General features: G+C 31.4%; 14 protein-coding genes. 13 read left to right on the top strand and 1 reads right to left on the bottom strand.

Annotation, left to right across the window (positions count from 1 at the left end):
- Window positions 1-62: 62 nt before the first annotated feature.
- Window positions 63-950, bottom strand: a complete 888-nt coding sequence (locus tag T1L09_RS06905; RefSeq protein WP_322550223.1) for a hypothetical protein — start codon at window positions 948-950, stop codon at window positions 63-65.
- Window positions 951-1,074: 124 nt separating this feature from the next.
- Here T1L09_RS06905 and T1L09_RS06900 point away from each other — a divergent pair, with 124 nt between their 5' ends.
- The 13 genes from T1L09_RS06900 (at window position 1,075) to T1L09_RS06840 (ending at window position 15,298) form a co-directional block, all read left to right on the top strand.
- Entirely contained in the window at window positions 1,075-2,106 is a 1,032-nt protein-coding gene (locus T1L09_RS06900; RefSeq protein WP_322550222.1) for a formimidoylglutamase, read from the top strand.
- A 68-nt stretch (window positions 2,107-2,174) separates the two neighbouring features.
- Window positions 2,175-3,434 carry a DEAD/DEAH box helicase gene (locus T1L09_RS06895; RefSeq protein ID WP_322550221.1) on the top strand — a complete coding sequence of 420 codons (1,260 nt, stop codon included), beginning with the start codon at window positions 2,175-2,177 and terminating at the stop codon, window positions 3,432-3,434.
- Window positions 3,435-3,568: 134 nt separating this feature from the next.
- Window positions 3,569-4,129, top strand: a complete 561-nt coding sequence (locus T1L09_RS06890; protein WP_322550220.1) for an NfeD family protein — start codon at window positions 3,569-3,571, stop codon at window positions 4,127-4,129.
- A gap of 18 nt (window positions 4,130-4,147) precedes the next feature.
- Window positions 4,148-5,677, top strand: coding sequence for a flotillin family protein (locus tag T1L09_RS06885; protein WP_322550219.1), 1,530 nt, complete (start codon window positions 4,148-4,150; stop codon window positions 5,675-5,677).
- A 159-nt stretch (window positions 5,678-5,836) separates the two neighbouring features.
- Complete coding sequence (locus T1L09_RS06880) at window positions 5,837-6,454, top strand: TetR/AcrR family transcriptional regulator (protein ID WP_322550218.1); 618 nt, start codon at window positions 5,837-5,839, stop codon at window positions 6,452-6,454.
- A 3-nt stretch (window positions 6,455-6,457) separates the two neighbouring features.
- Window positions 6,458-7,741 (top strand): TolC family protein, encoded by a 1,284-nt coding sequence (locus T1L09_RS06875; protein ID WP_322550217.1) that lies wholly within the window; start codon window positions 6,458-6,460, stop codon window positions 7,739-7,741.
- A gap of 14 nt (window positions 7,742-7,755) precedes the next feature.
- Window positions 7,756-8,835, top strand: a complete 1,080-nt coding sequence (locus T1L09_RS06870; RefSeq protein ID WP_322550216.1) for an HlyD family secretion protein — start codon at window positions 7,756-7,758, stop codon at window positions 8,833-8,835.
- Between the two features lie 2 nt (window positions 8,836-8,837).
- The gene (locus T1L09_RS06865) at window positions 8,838-10,433 is read left to right on the top strand and encodes an MDR family MFS transporter (protein WP_322550215.1); all 1,596 of its coding nucleotides are present in this window, start codon (window positions 8,838-8,840) and stop codon (window positions 10,431-10,433) included.
- Window positions 10,434-10,613: 180 nt separating this feature from the next.
- Window positions 10,614-12,011 (top strand): class II fumarate hydratase, encoded by a 1,398-nt coding sequence (fumC, locus tag T1L09_RS06860; RefSeq protein WP_322550214.1) that lies wholly within the window; start codon window positions 10,614-10,616, stop codon window positions 12,009-12,011.
- Window positions 12,012-12,150: 139 nt separating this feature from the next.
- A complete protein-coding gene (locus T1L09_RS06855) occupies window positions 12,151-12,642 on the top strand; it encodes a CIA30 family protein (protein WP_322550213.1) in 492 nt (163 codons plus the stop codon).
- A gap of 150 nt (window positions 12,643-12,792) precedes the next feature.
- Window positions 12,793-13,293 (top strand): YcxB family protein, encoded by a 501-nt coding sequence (locus T1L09_RS06850; protein ID WP_322550212.1) that lies wholly within the window; start codon window positions 12,793-12,795, stop codon window positions 13,291-13,293.
- Window positions 13,294-13,341: 48 nt separating this feature from the next.
- Window positions 13,342-14,904 (top strand): hypothetical protein, encoded by a 1,563-nt coding sequence (locus T1L09_RS06845; RefSeq protein ID WP_322550211.1) that lies wholly within the window; start codon window positions 13,342-13,344, stop codon window positions 14,902-14,904.
- Between the two features lie 43 nt (window positions 14,905-14,947).
- Window positions 14,948-15,298, top strand: coding sequence for a hypothetical protein (locus tag T1L09_RS06840; protein WP_322550210.1), 351 nt, complete (start codon window positions 14,948-14,950; stop codon window positions 15,296-15,298).
- The last annotated feature ends 181 nt before the right edge of the window (window positions 15,299-15,479 follow it).

The raw sequence follows: 15,479 nt of genomic DNA, 5'->3' as shown, positions 1-15,479 counted from the left end.
AAAAAAATCCCGATTAGTTGTTGCTAATCGGGATTTTAATTTAATAATCAATTTAGACGTAATTATCTCAAATTGAAACTTGTTTTAGAAACTAACTCAAAATTCTTATCAAATACATTTACAAAATAAGTTCCTGCAGCGAATTCTTTGCCAGCAAGTTCCTCATTTACTTGAACAGATTTATTTTCATATTTAACAGTCGAAATAAAACTATATGTTAAGCTTTCTGTTCCAGCAGGAATCGTTTTCTTTTCTCCAATAATATTACCTTTAGAATCAATTATTTGTATGTAGTATTCTCTACTGCCATCTTTAGCAATTTGGTTTTCAGCAATTAAGAAACTTACTTTTAATTTATCTGCTCTATTTGCTTTGTCTGTTTCTACTTGTTTTCCTGAACTTTTTTCTTTTACCGCTAAAACTTTTAGATTTAATACAGCCAATTTAGAACCTTTTTCAACTGTTTTTGTTAAACTTTCGTTTTGTGTTAATAAAGTGTCATTAAATCTTTTAGCATCGTCTAAAACTACATTTGTACTATCTAAACTAGACGTTAATGTTACATTTTGCGCTTTTAACAATTTGTTTTCAGCTACCAAATTGTCCATTTCACCTTTTAATTTTAAATAAGATCCTTTATATTTAGCCATAGAAGCAGCATCGCCTTTAGACTTTTCAACTTCTTCTAAAAGTTCTACCATTTTTAATTGTTCTGCTTGTAGTTCTTCCTTTAAAGCAGTGTTGTCAGAAATCATAATATCATATTCTGCAATTTTAGCTTTTAATTCATCTGCTAAAGCTCCTTTTTCCGAAGTAAGTCCCGAAATTGTTTCTTTATTATCAGTAGTTAATTTATAAATGTAGCCTACACTTCCTAATAGTAATAATGCTAAAACTACGATTGCAGCCTTGAGACCTGAATTTTTTGATTCGCTTGAATTGTTTTCCATGTTTAATTTTTTTAATTTGTAGGTTAATTTGTAAGTCAAAAATACGATTTAAAAAGTATTTATATTTTATATAACGGATTTTATTTTAAAATAGTACATTTGAAATGCCTATTACCACATTTCTATGGAAAAAATTACATTACTTAGCCAAAACGAACTAGCGAAAATCACCAATCACAGAAGTGGTGAAATTAAGTTTGGTGAAAAAATTTTAACGGTACCAAAAGACACTGATAGTATTGAATTTATCACTTCGTGTGAAGCGAAATTTGTGCTTTTTGGTATTCCTGAAGATATTGGCATTCGTGCAAATTTAGGGCGACCAGGAGCTGCTTCGGCTTATGACAGTGCTTTAAAAAATTTAGTTAATATTCAGCATAATAAATTCTGTAAAGGAAGCAATTTACTAGTGTTAGGCCATTTGGATTGTTCGGAAGAGATGAATGCAGCAAAGGATTTAGACCCAAAAAATAAAGAACAACGAAAAGAACTTTTCGATTTGGTTGAGAAAATTGACATTGAAGTTTCACATATTGTTCATCAAATTGTAAAAGCGGGAAAAATTCCAATTATAATTGGTGGAGGGCATAATAATGCTTACGGAAATATTAAAGGTTTGGCTCTTGCTAAAGGGAAACCAGTAAATGCAATAAATTTTGATGCACACACTGATTTCAGAACTATGGAAGGAAGACATTCAGGAAATGGATTTAGTTACGCCTATGAAGACGGTTTTTTAAAAAAATATTTTGTTTTTGGACTGCATGAAAACTTCGTTTCAAAAAGTGTTTTTAATACCTTAAAAGATTTAAACTCAAGAGTGAAGTTTGTAACGTATGAAGAAATTGAAGTAAAACGAGAAAAAATATTCGAAGTTGAATTAGGAAATGCGCTAGACTTCATAAAAAATGAACCCTTTGGTGTAGAACTAGACTTAGATGCCATTCCAAACATTCCTTCAAGCGCGATGACTTTAAGTGGATTTAGCGTTGATAAAGCACGGCATTATTTATACTATTTCGGAAAACATCAAAATGCATCTTATCTGCATATCTGTGAAGGCGCGCCCGATTTGGACGATTCAAAAAATAACCATTTAACAGGTAAATTAATTGCCGCAATGATTACTGATTTTATGAAAGCCAAATCAGTTTAAAAGCATAAAAAAAATAATGGTATCTTTGTACACTAATTGACAATCTTCAATAAGACTAATTATATTATATGACATTTAACGATTTAAAATTATATCCTACCATTCAGCAAGCTTTAGAAGAAGAAGGTTATTCAAATCCAACACCAATTCAAGAGCAAGCAATTCCCGAAATTTTATTGGGACAAGATTTAGTAGCGTGTGCACAAACCGGAACAGGAAAAACCGGAGCATTCGCTATTCCAATCTTAAATTTAATCCACCGCATTGTGGGTTCAGCAAAAAAAGCGAAACACATTCGCACACTTGTGGTTACGCCTACTCGTGAATTAGCAATTCAAATTGACGAAAGTTTCAAGACTTACGGAAAATATACCAATGTTAAATCATTAGTTATTTTTGGTGGTGTAAACCAAATGTCACAAGTAAACGAATTAAAAAACGGTGTTGATGTTTTAATCGCAACTCCAGGTAGACTTTTAGATTTACATAAACAGGGTTTTATTGATCTAGATCATTTGCATCATTTAGTATTAGATGAGGCAGATCAAATGTTAGATATGGGTTTCATTAATGATGTAAAGAAAATCATTAAACTTACACCTGCTAATAGACAAACTTTATTGTTTTCTGCAACTATGCCTTTAGCAATTAGAGAATTGGCTGATACAATATTAACAAAACCAAAATATATTTCAGTAACACCAATTTCTAGTACGGCTGAAAAAGTAGCGCAAAAAGTATATTTCGTAAACAAAGACGACAAACGTTTATTGTTGAAGCAATTAATTATTCAAGAAAGTTTGAGTAATGCTTTGGTGTTTACAAGAACTAAACACGGCGCTGATAATATTGTAAAAGTATTAAAGAAAGCACATATTAAAGCCGAAGCAATTCACGGCGATAAATCTCAAAATGCAAGACAACGTGTATTAGAGCAATTTAAAAACCAAGAAATTGATATTTTAGTTGCAACTGATATCGCGGCTAGAGGAATTGATATTGAACAACTTCCGTTTGTGATTAACTTTGATATTCCTAATATTTCTGAAACTTATGTTCATAGAATTGGTCGTACTGGTCGTGCTGGAAATTCAGGATTAGCGATTTCTTTCTGTGGAAAAGACGAAAAAGAATACTGGCAAGATATCGAGAAATTAATTCGAATGAAAGTTAAAGTTGTTACAGATCACGAATATACTTGGAAAGATGAAGAAGTAAATCCGGATGCAAAACCCGATTTAAGAAATAAGGATAAAAATAAGATTAATCCCGATTCAAAATCAAGAAAATCAGAAGCTTCTAAGAAAAATAAGAAACGTTGGTATTAACCAGCGTTTTTTTTTGCTTTAATTGTTAATCTAGTTCTTCGGCAATCAATTCTAACAATTTTCAAAAATAATAAGCCATTTTGTAACTTTTTGTAAAAGTAATCGTATAATTGTATGAAAACTAACCATTAACTATGAACTTTTTAGAAAACTACGAACCTTTGCTCCAGGCTTTTTGGTACATTGCAATACCAGTAAGTATTTTCTTTGCCTTACAAACTATTACAACCTTTATTGGTCTTAGTGGTGGAGAAACAGATATTGATTCAGATGGCGGAGATGGCGGCGAGATGCCTTTTGAAATTTTTACACTTCGGAACTTGATCAACTTCTTACTTGGATTTAGTTGGACAGGAATTTCTTTCTATCAAAAATTCGAGAACAAAACTATTTTAATTGTTATTTCAATTGGCGTAGGTTTAGCTTTTGTAGCAATCTTTTTCTTTTTGATTAAGCAAATTCTAAAATTATCAGAAGATAACAGCTTTAAAATTGAAAGTACCATCAACAAAACGGCCGATGTCTATTTGACAATTCCTGCAAATAAATCAGGAAAAGGAAAAGTGCAAATCAGCGTAAATGGTAGTTTCCACGAATTAGATGCAATGACATTAAACTTAGAAAAGTTACCTTCGGGAAGTGTTGTTAAAGTAATTGCTGTTGAAAATAACATCTTAATTGTAGAAAAAATTTAATCCTCTTATTATAAAACTATGTTTGAATTAATTATTATTGTTGTAGCCGCATTTGTGCTATTTGTTACTTTTGTGACGTTAATTTCGCGTTACAAAAGATGTCCTTCAGATAAAATATTAGTAATTTATGGTCGTACTGGCGGAACTTCTGCAAAATGTGTTCACGGTGGTGGTGCTTTTATTTGGCCCGTAATACAAGACTATCAGTTTTTGGATTTAAAGCCAATTTCTATCGAGGCTAACTTGATGAATGCACTTTCTCGTCAGAATATTCGTGTCGATGTGCCTTGTCGTTTTACAATTGCTATTTCTACGGAAAGCGATTCTATGAATACAGCTGCAGAACGTTTATTAGGACTTTCGCCAGAACAAATTCAAGAACTGGCTAAAGATATACTTTTTGGACAATTGCGTTTGGTTGTTGCTACGATGACAATTGAAGAAATTAACTCCGATAGAGATAAATTCCTTGAAAATATTTCGAAAAACGTAGATTCAGAATTGAAGAAAATTGGATTAAAGTTAATCAACGTCAACGTTACCGATATCAAAGATGAATCAGGTTATATTGAAGCTTTAGGAAAAGAAGCCGCTGCAAAAGCGATTAACGAAGCTAAAATTTCGGTTGCCGAACAAGAAAAAATAGGAGAAACGGGTAAAGCAATGGCTGATCGTGAAAAAGACGTTCAAATTGCAGAAACTCATAGAGATCGTGACGTAAAAATTGCGATTACAAATAAAGATAGAGAAGTTAGTATTGCAGCAGCTTTTAAAGACGAAAGTATTGGTAAGGCGGAAGCTTTAAGAGATACGCGTGTAAAAACTTCGGAAGCAAATGCAATTGCTATTCAAGGGGAAAATGAGGCCAAAATTGCTATTGCACAATCAGAAGCTACTCGTCGTGAGCGTGAAGCAGAAGCCTTGCGTTTGGCTTTAGCATCAGAGAAAGTACAAAGTGCAAAAGCATTAGAAGAATCTTATGTTGCGGAACAAAAAGCGGAACAAGCTCGTGCTGAAAGAGAACGTTCAACTCAAAATGCAAACGTCGTAATTCCAGCAGAAATTGCAAAACAAAAAGCAATTATTGATGCACAAGCTGAAGCTGAAAAAACAAGAGAATTAGCAAAAGGAGAAGCTGATGCCATTTTTGCAAAAATGGAAGCTGAAGCAAAAGGTTTATATGAAATATTAACCAAACAAGCTGAAGGTTACCGTGAAGTGGTTAGCGCAGCTGGTGGAGACCCTACAAAAGCATTCCAATTGTTGTTAATTGAAAAGTTACCAGAATTGGTTAAAACTCAGGTTGAAGCAGTTAAAAACATCAAAATTGATAAAATTACCGTTTGGGATTCAGGAAATAATGCAGACGGAAACGGTTCAACAGCTAACTTTGTTTCAGGAATGATGAAAACTGTTCCACCTTTAAACGATTTGTTTAATATGGCGGGTTTAAATTTACCAACCTATTTAAAAGGAAATGATAAAGTGGAAGAAACGAAATCGATTTTTCCAAATGACAACATCACTCCTACTGACGAAGTAAAATAAATAAATTTAAATTCTTGTAAAAATCCCAAATTCCTATCAAGCGGTTTTTGGGATTTTTTGTTTTTTAGCGTTATGTTAAATAAAAGTTAAATCAAAAATTAAACAAACGTTTAATTTAAACAAATGTTTAATTTTGTAGAATAAATTTAAAGCAGAAAGATGACTGAATTAAATACAAAACAGATTGAAATAATAACAATAACCGAAAAACTCTTTGCGGAAAATGGGTTTGACGGTACTTCTATTCGTGAAATTGCAAAGGCTGCTGATATTAATGTTGCAATGGTTTCCTACTATTTTGGTTCGAAAGAAAAATTACTCGAAGCGATTATTTTATATCGAATTTCTGCTTTTGGTTTAATGTTGGAAAATCTACAGTCGGAAACTATTTCTGCGCAACAAAAAATAAAAAAATTTATTTCCTTTTACATTAGCAGAGTATATGAAAACAAGGAGATTTATCAAATTTTACATTACGAAATAGTAAATCAAAATAGAACAAGCGATTTTCCTGCTTTTACTCAAATAAAAAGGAATAATCTCCAGCTTCTTGAAAATGTAATTTCTGAAGGACAACAAAACAAAGTTTTTAAAGAAAAATGTAATCCAGTTTTAATTCCACCTATTGTTCTTGGATCATTTTTTCAAATTTACACTAACAAAAAGTTTTATCAAGACATATTGAATTTACCAGACGATGCGGCTTTTGAAAAATATATTTTAAACGATTTCACTGAAGAAATTAGCAACGTAATATTAGGAATGTTAAACAAATAAATAATGAATAATTACAAATTTATACTCTTATTTCTCTTTTCTTTTGGATTTATCTATGCACAAGAAACCAAACTATTGTCTTTGCAGGAAGCCATACAATTAGGAATTACGAAAAGTAATCAAGCTATTTTAGCTGATACCAAAGTAAAAACTTCGGATTGGGAATTGAAAACGGTAAAAAACAATCAATTGCCAAATGTTACACTTTCTGGACAATTCTTCAAATTAACGAAAGCGAATGTAAAAGGAAATTTAATTCCGGATTCTGGAAATAGAATTGATATCAGTCAATTAGCAATTGGTCAGGCAAATGCTACCATTCCAGTTTTTAATGGTTTTAAGATTCAAAATAGCATCAAAGCTTCAAAAAATTTAAACCAAGCTGAAATTAAAAATGCCGAAAATACGAAAGAACAAATTGCTTTATACGTGACACAATTATATTTTGGTTTATACAAGACGCAACAAATGATTAAATTAACTGAAGACTATTTGAAAAGTGCAAAACAAAGAGTTTTCGATTTTCAAGCTTTAGAAGATAACGGTTTGTTAGCTCATAATGATTTATTAAAGGCAAAATTACAAGAATCAGATATTGAATTATCATTAGCTACGGCAAAGAAAAATAATACCGTGCTAAATTTTCAATTAGCAAGTTTCTTACAGTTGGATGCAGGAACAAAGATCATCATTTCAGACGAAAAATTTGTTTCATTTGAATCAATTGAAAATTCTTCCATTCAAAGAAAAGATTTAGAGGCATTAAATTTTCAAGAAGAAGCAGCAAAAAACACTATTGAAGTCGCAAAAGGAAATTATTATCCTTCGTTAAATTTAGTAGGTGGTTATATTGCTTTCGATTTAAAAAACGCGTTAACAGTAACTAATGCAATGAATTTTGGCGCAGGCGTTTCTTACGATTTTACTTCCATTTTTAAAAACAAGAAAAATGTTGAAAAAGCAAAAAGTAAAGCTTTGGAAACGGAAAGCCAAATTGCTATTTTGACTGATAAAATAAAAGAAGAAGTTTACGAAGCAAGCGAAAATTATTTGTTAGCCATCAAACAAAAAGAAGTATATCAAAGAGCGCAAGAACAAGCTACCGAAAATTTTAGAATTGTAAAAGATAAATATGACAATGGTTTATCGAACACAAATGATTTGTTAGAGGCGAATGTTGATCAATTGCAAGCTAAAATAAATTATACCATTTCAACCTCAGATATTCTACAAAAATATTACGAATTACAATTTCAAAAAGGAAACCTAACGCAATCAATCAAATAGAAAATATAATCAAAATGGAAAAAAAACAAACCAATAAAAAATTCACCTTCGTCTTAATCGCACTGGTAACTTTAGGTGTTGTATATGGCGGATATAAATATATTCATTCGCTTTCGCACGAAACTACTGATGATGCGCAAGTAGAGCAAAATATGACGCCAATTATTCCTAGAGTAACTGGTTTTATTCAAAAGGTAATGATTACTGATAATCAGTTTGTTAAAAAAGGAGATACTTTATTTGTAATTGATAATAGCGATTATATCGTTAAAGTTGAAGAAGCAAAGGCAGCTTTATTATCTGCAGAAAGTAGTTTTGAAGTTTCAAAAGCCGATGTTGGAACCGCACAAGTTGGAATTTCTGTTAGCGATGCAAATACAAAATCGGCTTCAACAAGCATCGAATCGGCAAAAATCAAATTGTGGAGAGCTACCAATGATTTTGAACGTTTTGAAAATTTATATAAAAACAAATCAATTACAAAACAGCAATACGAACAAGCTTCAGCAACTAAGCAAGAAGCTGAAAATCAATTGCAAATGATGCAACAACAGAAAAAAGCAAGTGATTTTCAAAAAAGTGCAGCAGTTACAAGAACCAATGTTTCTCAAAAACAAACAACTGTTGCTTCTGCAAATATAGCTAGAGCAAAAGCAGCTTTGGATGCTGCAACTTTAAATTTAAAATATACCGTTGTTACTGCTGCCACTAACGGACAAGTTTCTGCTGTAGATTTGCAGCCAGGACAATTAGTACAACCGGGACAGTCTCTTTTTTATATTATCAATACGGAAGATGTTTGGGTGGTTGCTAATTTTAAGGAAACACAATTGAATAAAATGAAATTAGGTCAAAAAGTGGAAATTAAAGCGGATGCTTTCCCTAGTGAAAAATTTGAAGGAACAATTACATCTTTTTCGCCTGCAACTGGATCGCGATTTTCATTATTACCGCCTGATAATGCAACAGGGAACTTTGTTAAAACGGTTCAGCGTTTGCCTGTTAAAATCGCACTAACTACTACTAATGATAAGGAAAAAATTAAATTGCTTCGATCAGGAATGAATGTAGAAGTTGATGTTCACCTTGATTAGTTATGAGTAGTAATACAACAAACATACAAGACGATAGTTTAGTTGAATATGGCTTTAATAGAGTAATTATAACCATTACTGCTGTCTTATGTGCACTTTTAGAAATCGTTGATACCACGATTGTAAATGTAGCACTAAATGATATGCGTGGAAGTCTAGGAGCCACATTAACAGATGTTGCTTGGGTAATTACAGCTTATGCAATTGCCAATGTAATTGTAATTCCAATGACGAGTTGGTTATCGCAACAATTTGGTAGAAGAAATTATTTTGCCGCTTCCATCATTATTTTTACAACTGCATCTTTTTTATGTGGAAATGCCTCAGGAATTTGGGAACTTATTATCTTTAGATTCATACAAGGATTAGGCGGTGGCGCTTTGTTAGTAACTTCGCAAACTATTATAACTGAAAGTTATCCGGTTGCCAAAAGAGGAATGGCACAAGCTATATACGGAATGGGCGTTATTGTTGGTCCTACTCTAGGTCCGCCATTAGGTGGATATTTAGTCGATGCTTATTCGTGGCCTTATATTTTTTACATTAATATTCCAATCGGAATTATAGCGACACTTTTGACCTTACGCTATGTGAAAAGTCCAAAATATGGTGAAAAACTGAGTGCTAATCAAGTCGATTGGTTCGGAATTATAACTTTAGCTGGATTTATTGGATCACTTCAATATGTTTTAGAACACGGTCAACAAGATGACTGGTTTAATGATAGAGCTATTGTTTCGTTAAGCATTATAAGTTTCTTCAGTTTATTTTTCTTCATTTGGAGGCAATTAGTTTACAAATATCCGATAGTGAATCTTAGTGTTTTAAAGGATCTGAATTTACGAGTTGGAATTCTTATGAGTTTTATCTTGGGATTTGGTTTATATGGCTCCACTTTTATAATTCCGATTTATACACAGTCTATTTTAGGTTGGACCGCAACTGATGCGGGATTGTTATTAATTCCAAGTTCTTTGATGACTGCTTTTATGATGCCAATTATTGGACAATTATTGCAAAAAGGTGTGCCTCATAAATATCTAGTAGCCATTGGATTTTTAATGTTCTTCTTCTTTACCTTCTGGATGTACGGTATTATGACGCCTGACACCGGTTCTGAGTTTCTGTTTTGGCCTTTAATTATTAGAGGTTTGGGATTAGGTTTACTTTTTGTACCTATTACTACTTTATCGCTTTCTACTTTAAAGGGAAAAAGTATTGGAGAAGGAGCTGCTTTTATAGGAATGATGCGTCAATTAGGAGGTTCTTTTGGAATTGCAATTATAACGACATTTATTGCGCGTTTTACGCAAGAACACAGAGTAAATTTACTACCAAATATTGATATTACAAAAACACAAGTTCAAGATAGAATTCATCAATTGCAACAAGGATTTATGGCAAAAGGATTTAGTACAAATGAATCCTTATCAAAAGCTCATCAAGTATTAAATATGAGTATAATGAAACAAAGCACGGTTTTATCCTATATGGACATCTTCTTATATTTAGGTATATTATTCTTGATTTGTGTACCAATAATTCTACTAATTAAGAGCAATAAAAACAAAGTCGATATGAGTGAAGCAATGCACTAAACGATTTTTTTTTAATTTGTTAATTAATCCCAACTTTGAGAGTCACTTGAGTTTGGGATTTTTTTATAATTATAAAATTTTAATTTTTCGTATATTTGAGAAACTGTACTTTTTAAGCTAAATTCAAAAAACTATAGTTAATTGATTTCTAACGAACCATTTTGGTAAAAATAAATTAGTATGGAATATAGAATAGTAAAAGATACGATGGGTGAAATTAAAGTTCCTGCTAATGCTTATTGGGGAGCCCAAACAGAGCGTTCACGAACAAATTTCAGTATTGGACCAGAAGCGTCAATGCCGTTGGAAATAATTTATGCATTTGCCTATGTAAAGAAAGCAGCAGCACTAGCAAATAATGAATTAGGCGTTTTAGACAGTAAGAAAAAGGATTTAATAATTGCTGTGTGTGATGAAATTCTTGGAGGTAAATTAGACAACGAATTTCCCTTAGTAATTTGGCAAACTGGCTCTGGAACGCATACAAATATGAATGTAAATGAGGTGATTTCAAACAGAATTCACGTAATTCAAGGCAATAAATTAGGCGACGGAAAGCTATTTGTTCATCCGAATGACGATGTCAATAAATCGCAGTCTTCCAATGATACTTTTCCAACAGCTATGCACATCTCTGCCTATAAAATGATGGTGGAAAATACAATTCCTAAAATTGAAGCATTAAGATATTCACTAAAAAGTAAAGCACAAGATTTTAAAACTATTGTAAAAACGGGTCGAACTCATTTTATGGATGCGACGCCATTGACTTTAGGTCAAGAGTTTTCGGGTTATGCCCAACAATTAACAAACAGTATTCGTGCAATTAAAAACTCACTTGAAGTAGTTCGCGAACTAGCTCTAGGAGGAACAGCAGTTGGTACCGGATTGAACACACCAAAAGGTTACGATGTTTTGGTAGCACAAAAAATTGCAGAAATTACAGGTTTTCCATTCATAACAGCACCAAATAAATTTGAATCACTTGCTGCTCACGATGCAATGGTGGAATTGTCAGGAGCAATGAAACGTTGTGCCGTGTCATTAATGAAAATAGGAAATGATATTCGGATGTTAAGTTCAGGTCCGCGATGCGGAATTGGTGAAATCATTATTCCAGCTAACGAACCCGGTTCGTCTATTATGCCAGGAAAAGTAAATCCAACACAAGCAGAAGCCTTGACAATGGTTTGTGCACAAATAATTGGCAATGATGTGGCCGTTTCAATCGGTGGTTCGAATGGTCAGTTTGAATTGAATGCATTTAAACCCGTTATTATCGCAAATGTATTACAATCAGCTCGTTTGTTAGGCGATGCTTGTGCTTCATTTAATACAAATTGCGTTATCGGGATTGAGCCAAATTTACCAATAATAAAAGAACATTTAGAAAATTCCTTGATGTTGGTAACTGCTCTAAACACTCATATTGGATATGAAAATGCGGCCAAAATAGTTAAAAAAGCTTATTCGGAAAACATAACATTGCGTAAAGCAGCTTTAGAATTAAATCTAGTAACTAACGAAGAGTTTGATATATGGGTAAGACCGGAAGATATGATTGGAACTTTAGATTAATTAAAATTTCTAAAATGTAATTAATTTAAACAGCTAATAATCATTCAGTAAAAGCTTTATATACAATTAATTAATGTCTTACTTTCGAGAGATAAATAAAAATACTATGCCATTATTTATACTAATACTATTGACAATTATGAACACAACTATTATATACGATTTCAATAAAGCATCCGCAAACAATGATTGGCAAATTATTAGCGATGGCGTTATGGGTGGCATTTCACAAGGAAAAGTTTTAATAGATTCGGATGGGAATGGTGTGTTTCAAGGCACAATCTCCTTAGAAAATAATGGCGGCTTTTCGTCGGTGCGTTACCAATTTGATAAGATTAAAACAAATAAGGAAAGTAAAATTGTTATACGATTAAAAGGTGATGGGAAACAATATCAGTTTCGAATTAAAGACAAATATGATTCGTATTATTCCTATATAACAACTTTCGAAACATCGGGAGAATGGGAAAATATTGAAATTGAGTTAGCCGATTTATATCCTTCATTCAGAGGTCAAAAATTAAATTTACCGAATTTTAAAAGTGATTCCTTTGAAGAAATTGTTTTTCTAATCGGAAATAAGAAAAATGAGTCTTTTAAACTGATTTTAGACAAAATTGAATTAAAATAATTATTTGTACCTTAAAATTACCTCAGTTTTGTAAGATTTTTGATTAGTTTTATAAGATTTTAAGATACTGAATTTACAGGTGTAAATTTGACTATATTTGAATTAAGCATAAATTATTTGTGCATCATTTATAACTAAATCACCAATTAAATGATTATAAAAACTAAAATTAGATTTAAAGAATATGTAAAGTTACTTTACAGTTTAGCTTACGAAAGAACGATGTTGCGACTTTTAGTTTTAGTTGCTCTACTCCTTTTGCTTTGGATTCTATTTTACAATTTTGATGTTTTTAATCTTCCAAAACCCATAATTTATCAATATATCACCTTATCTTTAATTGCAATTGCTCAACCAGCAATTATATTTATCACTATTTGGAGAAACTATTATTCTAGCAATCAATTGCGTGAAACTTTAGAAATAGAACTTGCAAATGAAATGATAAAAATAAATGGCGAATCTTATTATATGGAAATTGAGTGGGAAAAGTTATTTAAAATCGTAGAAAAGCCAAATTGGTTTTTAATGTATCAAAATAATTTATCGGCGATAATTATTCCTAAAAAAGATATGGATGAAAAGGATATCGATAAATTTCGAAAATTATTAAGTGGCTTAAAAGTAGTTCCAGTAGAATTGTTGAAGTAAAATAATTATTTTTTTGAAATTTTATAATTCGAAAAATATCTTTAAAATATGAACAAAAAAACAAAAAAAATAGTCCTTATAATAATTGGTATTGCAGTGGTTCTATTTTTAGGACTGTTGGGTCTCAATTATTTTATAGAAAATAAACTTAAAAAGCAAATAAGCGAAGCTCCTGAACATTTCAAAATTCAATATGAAGCGATTGCTGTGAACGCTTTAAGCGGTAATGTGGAAGTGAGTAAACCTACGATTTCAGTTTACGAAGAAAAGACTAAAAAGTTAACAGCTACAGTAGTTTTGGAAAAATTTTCTGTAGCAGGTTTTAGTTATTTCAATTACCTGTTAAAAGATAAAATTTCGGTTGATGACATCATTTTTAATCAAGCAAAAATAACTTATTATAAAAATGAAACTCCTAAAGACGATTCTTCAAACAATATATTTGAAAAGTTGAAGCAAATCGTAGAAATTGAATCTATCGAATTGAAAGAAGCATTTGTTACAATGTATGACGGTTCAAATGACAGTTTAATTTTAAAATCGGACAATTTAAACTTGAAAATTGATGTTATTAAAATCAATCCCTCACAAAAAATGAATCCGGTAAGTTATTCTGATTTTAGAGTAACTTCAAAAGCTACTTTTTATAGTTTAGGTGAATATGAAAACTTAATTTTAGAAGGTTTGGATGTGAATTCAACACAATCTAAATTTTCTGGAGTCAAGCTAAAAACGAAATATTCAAAACACGCGTTAACCCAAATGATTAAAGTAGAACGTGATCATTATGATTTAGCTATAGATTCCATTACGATAAAAAATCAAAATTTTGGATTCAAACACGATTCAATTTTCTATTTCAAAAGCAAACGTGTCGATTTTCATCAGCCTAATTTTAAGATTTATAGAAATAAATTGGTAACCGATGACATGAGTGTTAAACCTTTGTATAGCAAAATGTTAAGAGATTTAGGCTTTGACTTAACTCTAGATAATGTCTTCTTAAATAACACTTCCATAACTTATACCGAAAAAACAAAAGAAGAAACGTCGGGAGGAAAAATTTTATTTTCAAAATTAAATGCGGAAATCAAAAATTTAAGCAATACTTATAAAGCAAAAGATAGTCTTACAGCAATCAAAGTGAAAGCCATTTTTATGGACAACACGCCAATTGATGTGGATTGGAATTTTGATGTAAACAACTTGCAAGATTCCTTTGTTTTTAAAGCAAAAATGGGCGGATTGAATGCCGAAAGTATGAATCAGTTTATGGAACCTAATTTGAATATTCAATTAGAAGGAGCAATTAAACAAACGTATTTCACCATAAATGGAACTGACGACACCTCGCATATTGATTTACAAATTAAATATGATGCTTTTGACGTGATTATCTTAAAAGAAAAAACGAAAAAGAAAAATAAATTGCTTTCAAGTATCGTAAATATTTTTGTTTCAAAAGACAGTGAGGATGTTTCAAATGATTTTAGAAAAGGTTCAAAATCAGACATTGAACGAGTTAAAAACAAATCGGTATTTAATTATCTGTGGATAAATATAAAGGAAGGTTTATTGCACGCGATGACTGGTGATGGTAAAAAGAAGTAGAAACAGCATTTTTTATGTACTTTAGTTGATTAAAAAAATAAATATGAACTATAACTGTATATTTCTTCTTATTCTTAGCCTAGGAGTAGCAAGTTGTAATGAAAAAGTAAAACCAATGAAAATTGATACTTCCAAATTTATAAAAATTTGGCACGACACCATTCAAGGATATCCTTATCAATCTAAATTAAACATTAAACAAAATTATACCTTCGAATATTTTAGCGGTGCTTGTACTTATAGGTCAATTAGCGAAGGAACTTGGGAAGTTAAAGATGACACATTAATTCTAAATAGTATTCCTGCGAGAGACTGTTTTTATTTAACTGAATTTGGAACTTTATGCAAGACGAAAGAAGAGATTGAAAAAAAATGGCTCGAAAGAAAAACATAGTCGATTGCGAAGCTGATCCAGAGATGGAGTATGAAATTTTTAATAATCAAGTATTTTATATAAAAAGCGACACTCTAGTGCATAAAAAACAGAATAAAGAATGTGCCGGAATTGACTTTGCTTTCTCGTCACAACTAAAAAAGGACTAAAAAATATCCAGCTATAAATTATTTTACAGCTG

Source organism: Flavobacterium psychraquaticum, from assembly GCF_034497725.1.
Classification (GTDB): domain Bacteria; phylum Bacteroidota; class Bacteroidia; order Flavobacteriales; family Flavobacteriaceae; genus Flavobacterium; species Flavobacterium psychraquaticum.
This window is presented reverse-complemented; position numbering and strand designations above follow the sequence as displayed.

Excerpts from the sequence above, each read along its gene's own strand:
- T1L09_RS06905 (WP_322550223.1), bottom strand. The coding sequence starts at position 950 with ATGGAAAACAATTCAAGCGAATCAAAAAATTCAGGTCTCAAGGCTGCA.
- T1L09_RS06900 (WP_322550222.1), top strand. The coding sequence starts at position 1,075 with ATGGAAAAAATTACATTACTTAGCCAAAACGAACTAGCGAAAATCACC.
- T1L09_RS06895 (WP_322550221.1), top strand. The coding sequence starts at position 2,175 with ATGACATTTAACGATTTAAAATTATATCCTACCATTCAGCAAGCTTTA.
- T1L09_RS06890 (WP_322550220.1), top strand. The coding sequence starts at position 3,569 with ATGAACTTTTTAGAAAACTACGAACCTTTGCTCCAGGCTTTTTGGTAC.
- T1L09_RS06885 (WP_322550219.1), top strand. The coding sequence starts at position 4,148 with ATGTTTGAATTAATTATTATTGTTGTAGCCGCATTTGTGCTATTTGTT.
- T1L09_RS06880 (WP_322550218.1), top strand. The coding sequence starts at position 5,837 with ATGACTGAATTAAATACAAAACAGATTGAAATAATAACAATAACCGAA.
- T1L09_RS06875 (WP_322550217.1), top strand. The coding sequence starts at position 6,458 with ATGAATAATTACAAATTTATACTCTTATTTCTCTTTTCTTTTGGATTT.
- T1L09_RS06870 (WP_322550216.1), top strand. The coding sequence starts at position 7,756 with ATGGAAAAAAAACAAACCAATAAAAAATTCACCTTCGTCTTAATCGCA.
- T1L09_RS06865 (WP_322550215.1), top strand. The coding sequence starts at position 8,838 with ATGAGTAGTAATACAACAAACATACAAGACGATAGTTTAGTTGAATAT.
- fumC (WP_322550214.1), top strand. The coding sequence starts at position 10,614 with ATGGAATATAGAATAGTAAAAGATACGATGGGTGAAATTAAAGTTCCT.
- T1L09_RS06855 (WP_322550213.1), top strand. The coding sequence starts at position 12,151 with ATGAACACAACTATTATATACGATTTCAATAAAGCATCCGCAAACAAT.
- T1L09_RS06850 (WP_322550212.1), top strand. The coding sequence starts at position 12,793 with ATGATTATAAAAACTAAAATTAGATTTAAAGAATATGTAAAGTTACTT.
- T1L09_RS06845 (WP_322550211.1), top strand. The coding sequence starts at position 13,342 with ATGAACAAAAAAACAAAAAAAATAGTCCTTATAATAATTGGTATTGCA.
- T1L09_RS06840 (WP_322550210.1), top strand. The coding sequence starts at position 14,948 with ATGAACTATAACTGTATATTTCTTCTTATTCTTAGCCTAGGAGTAGCA.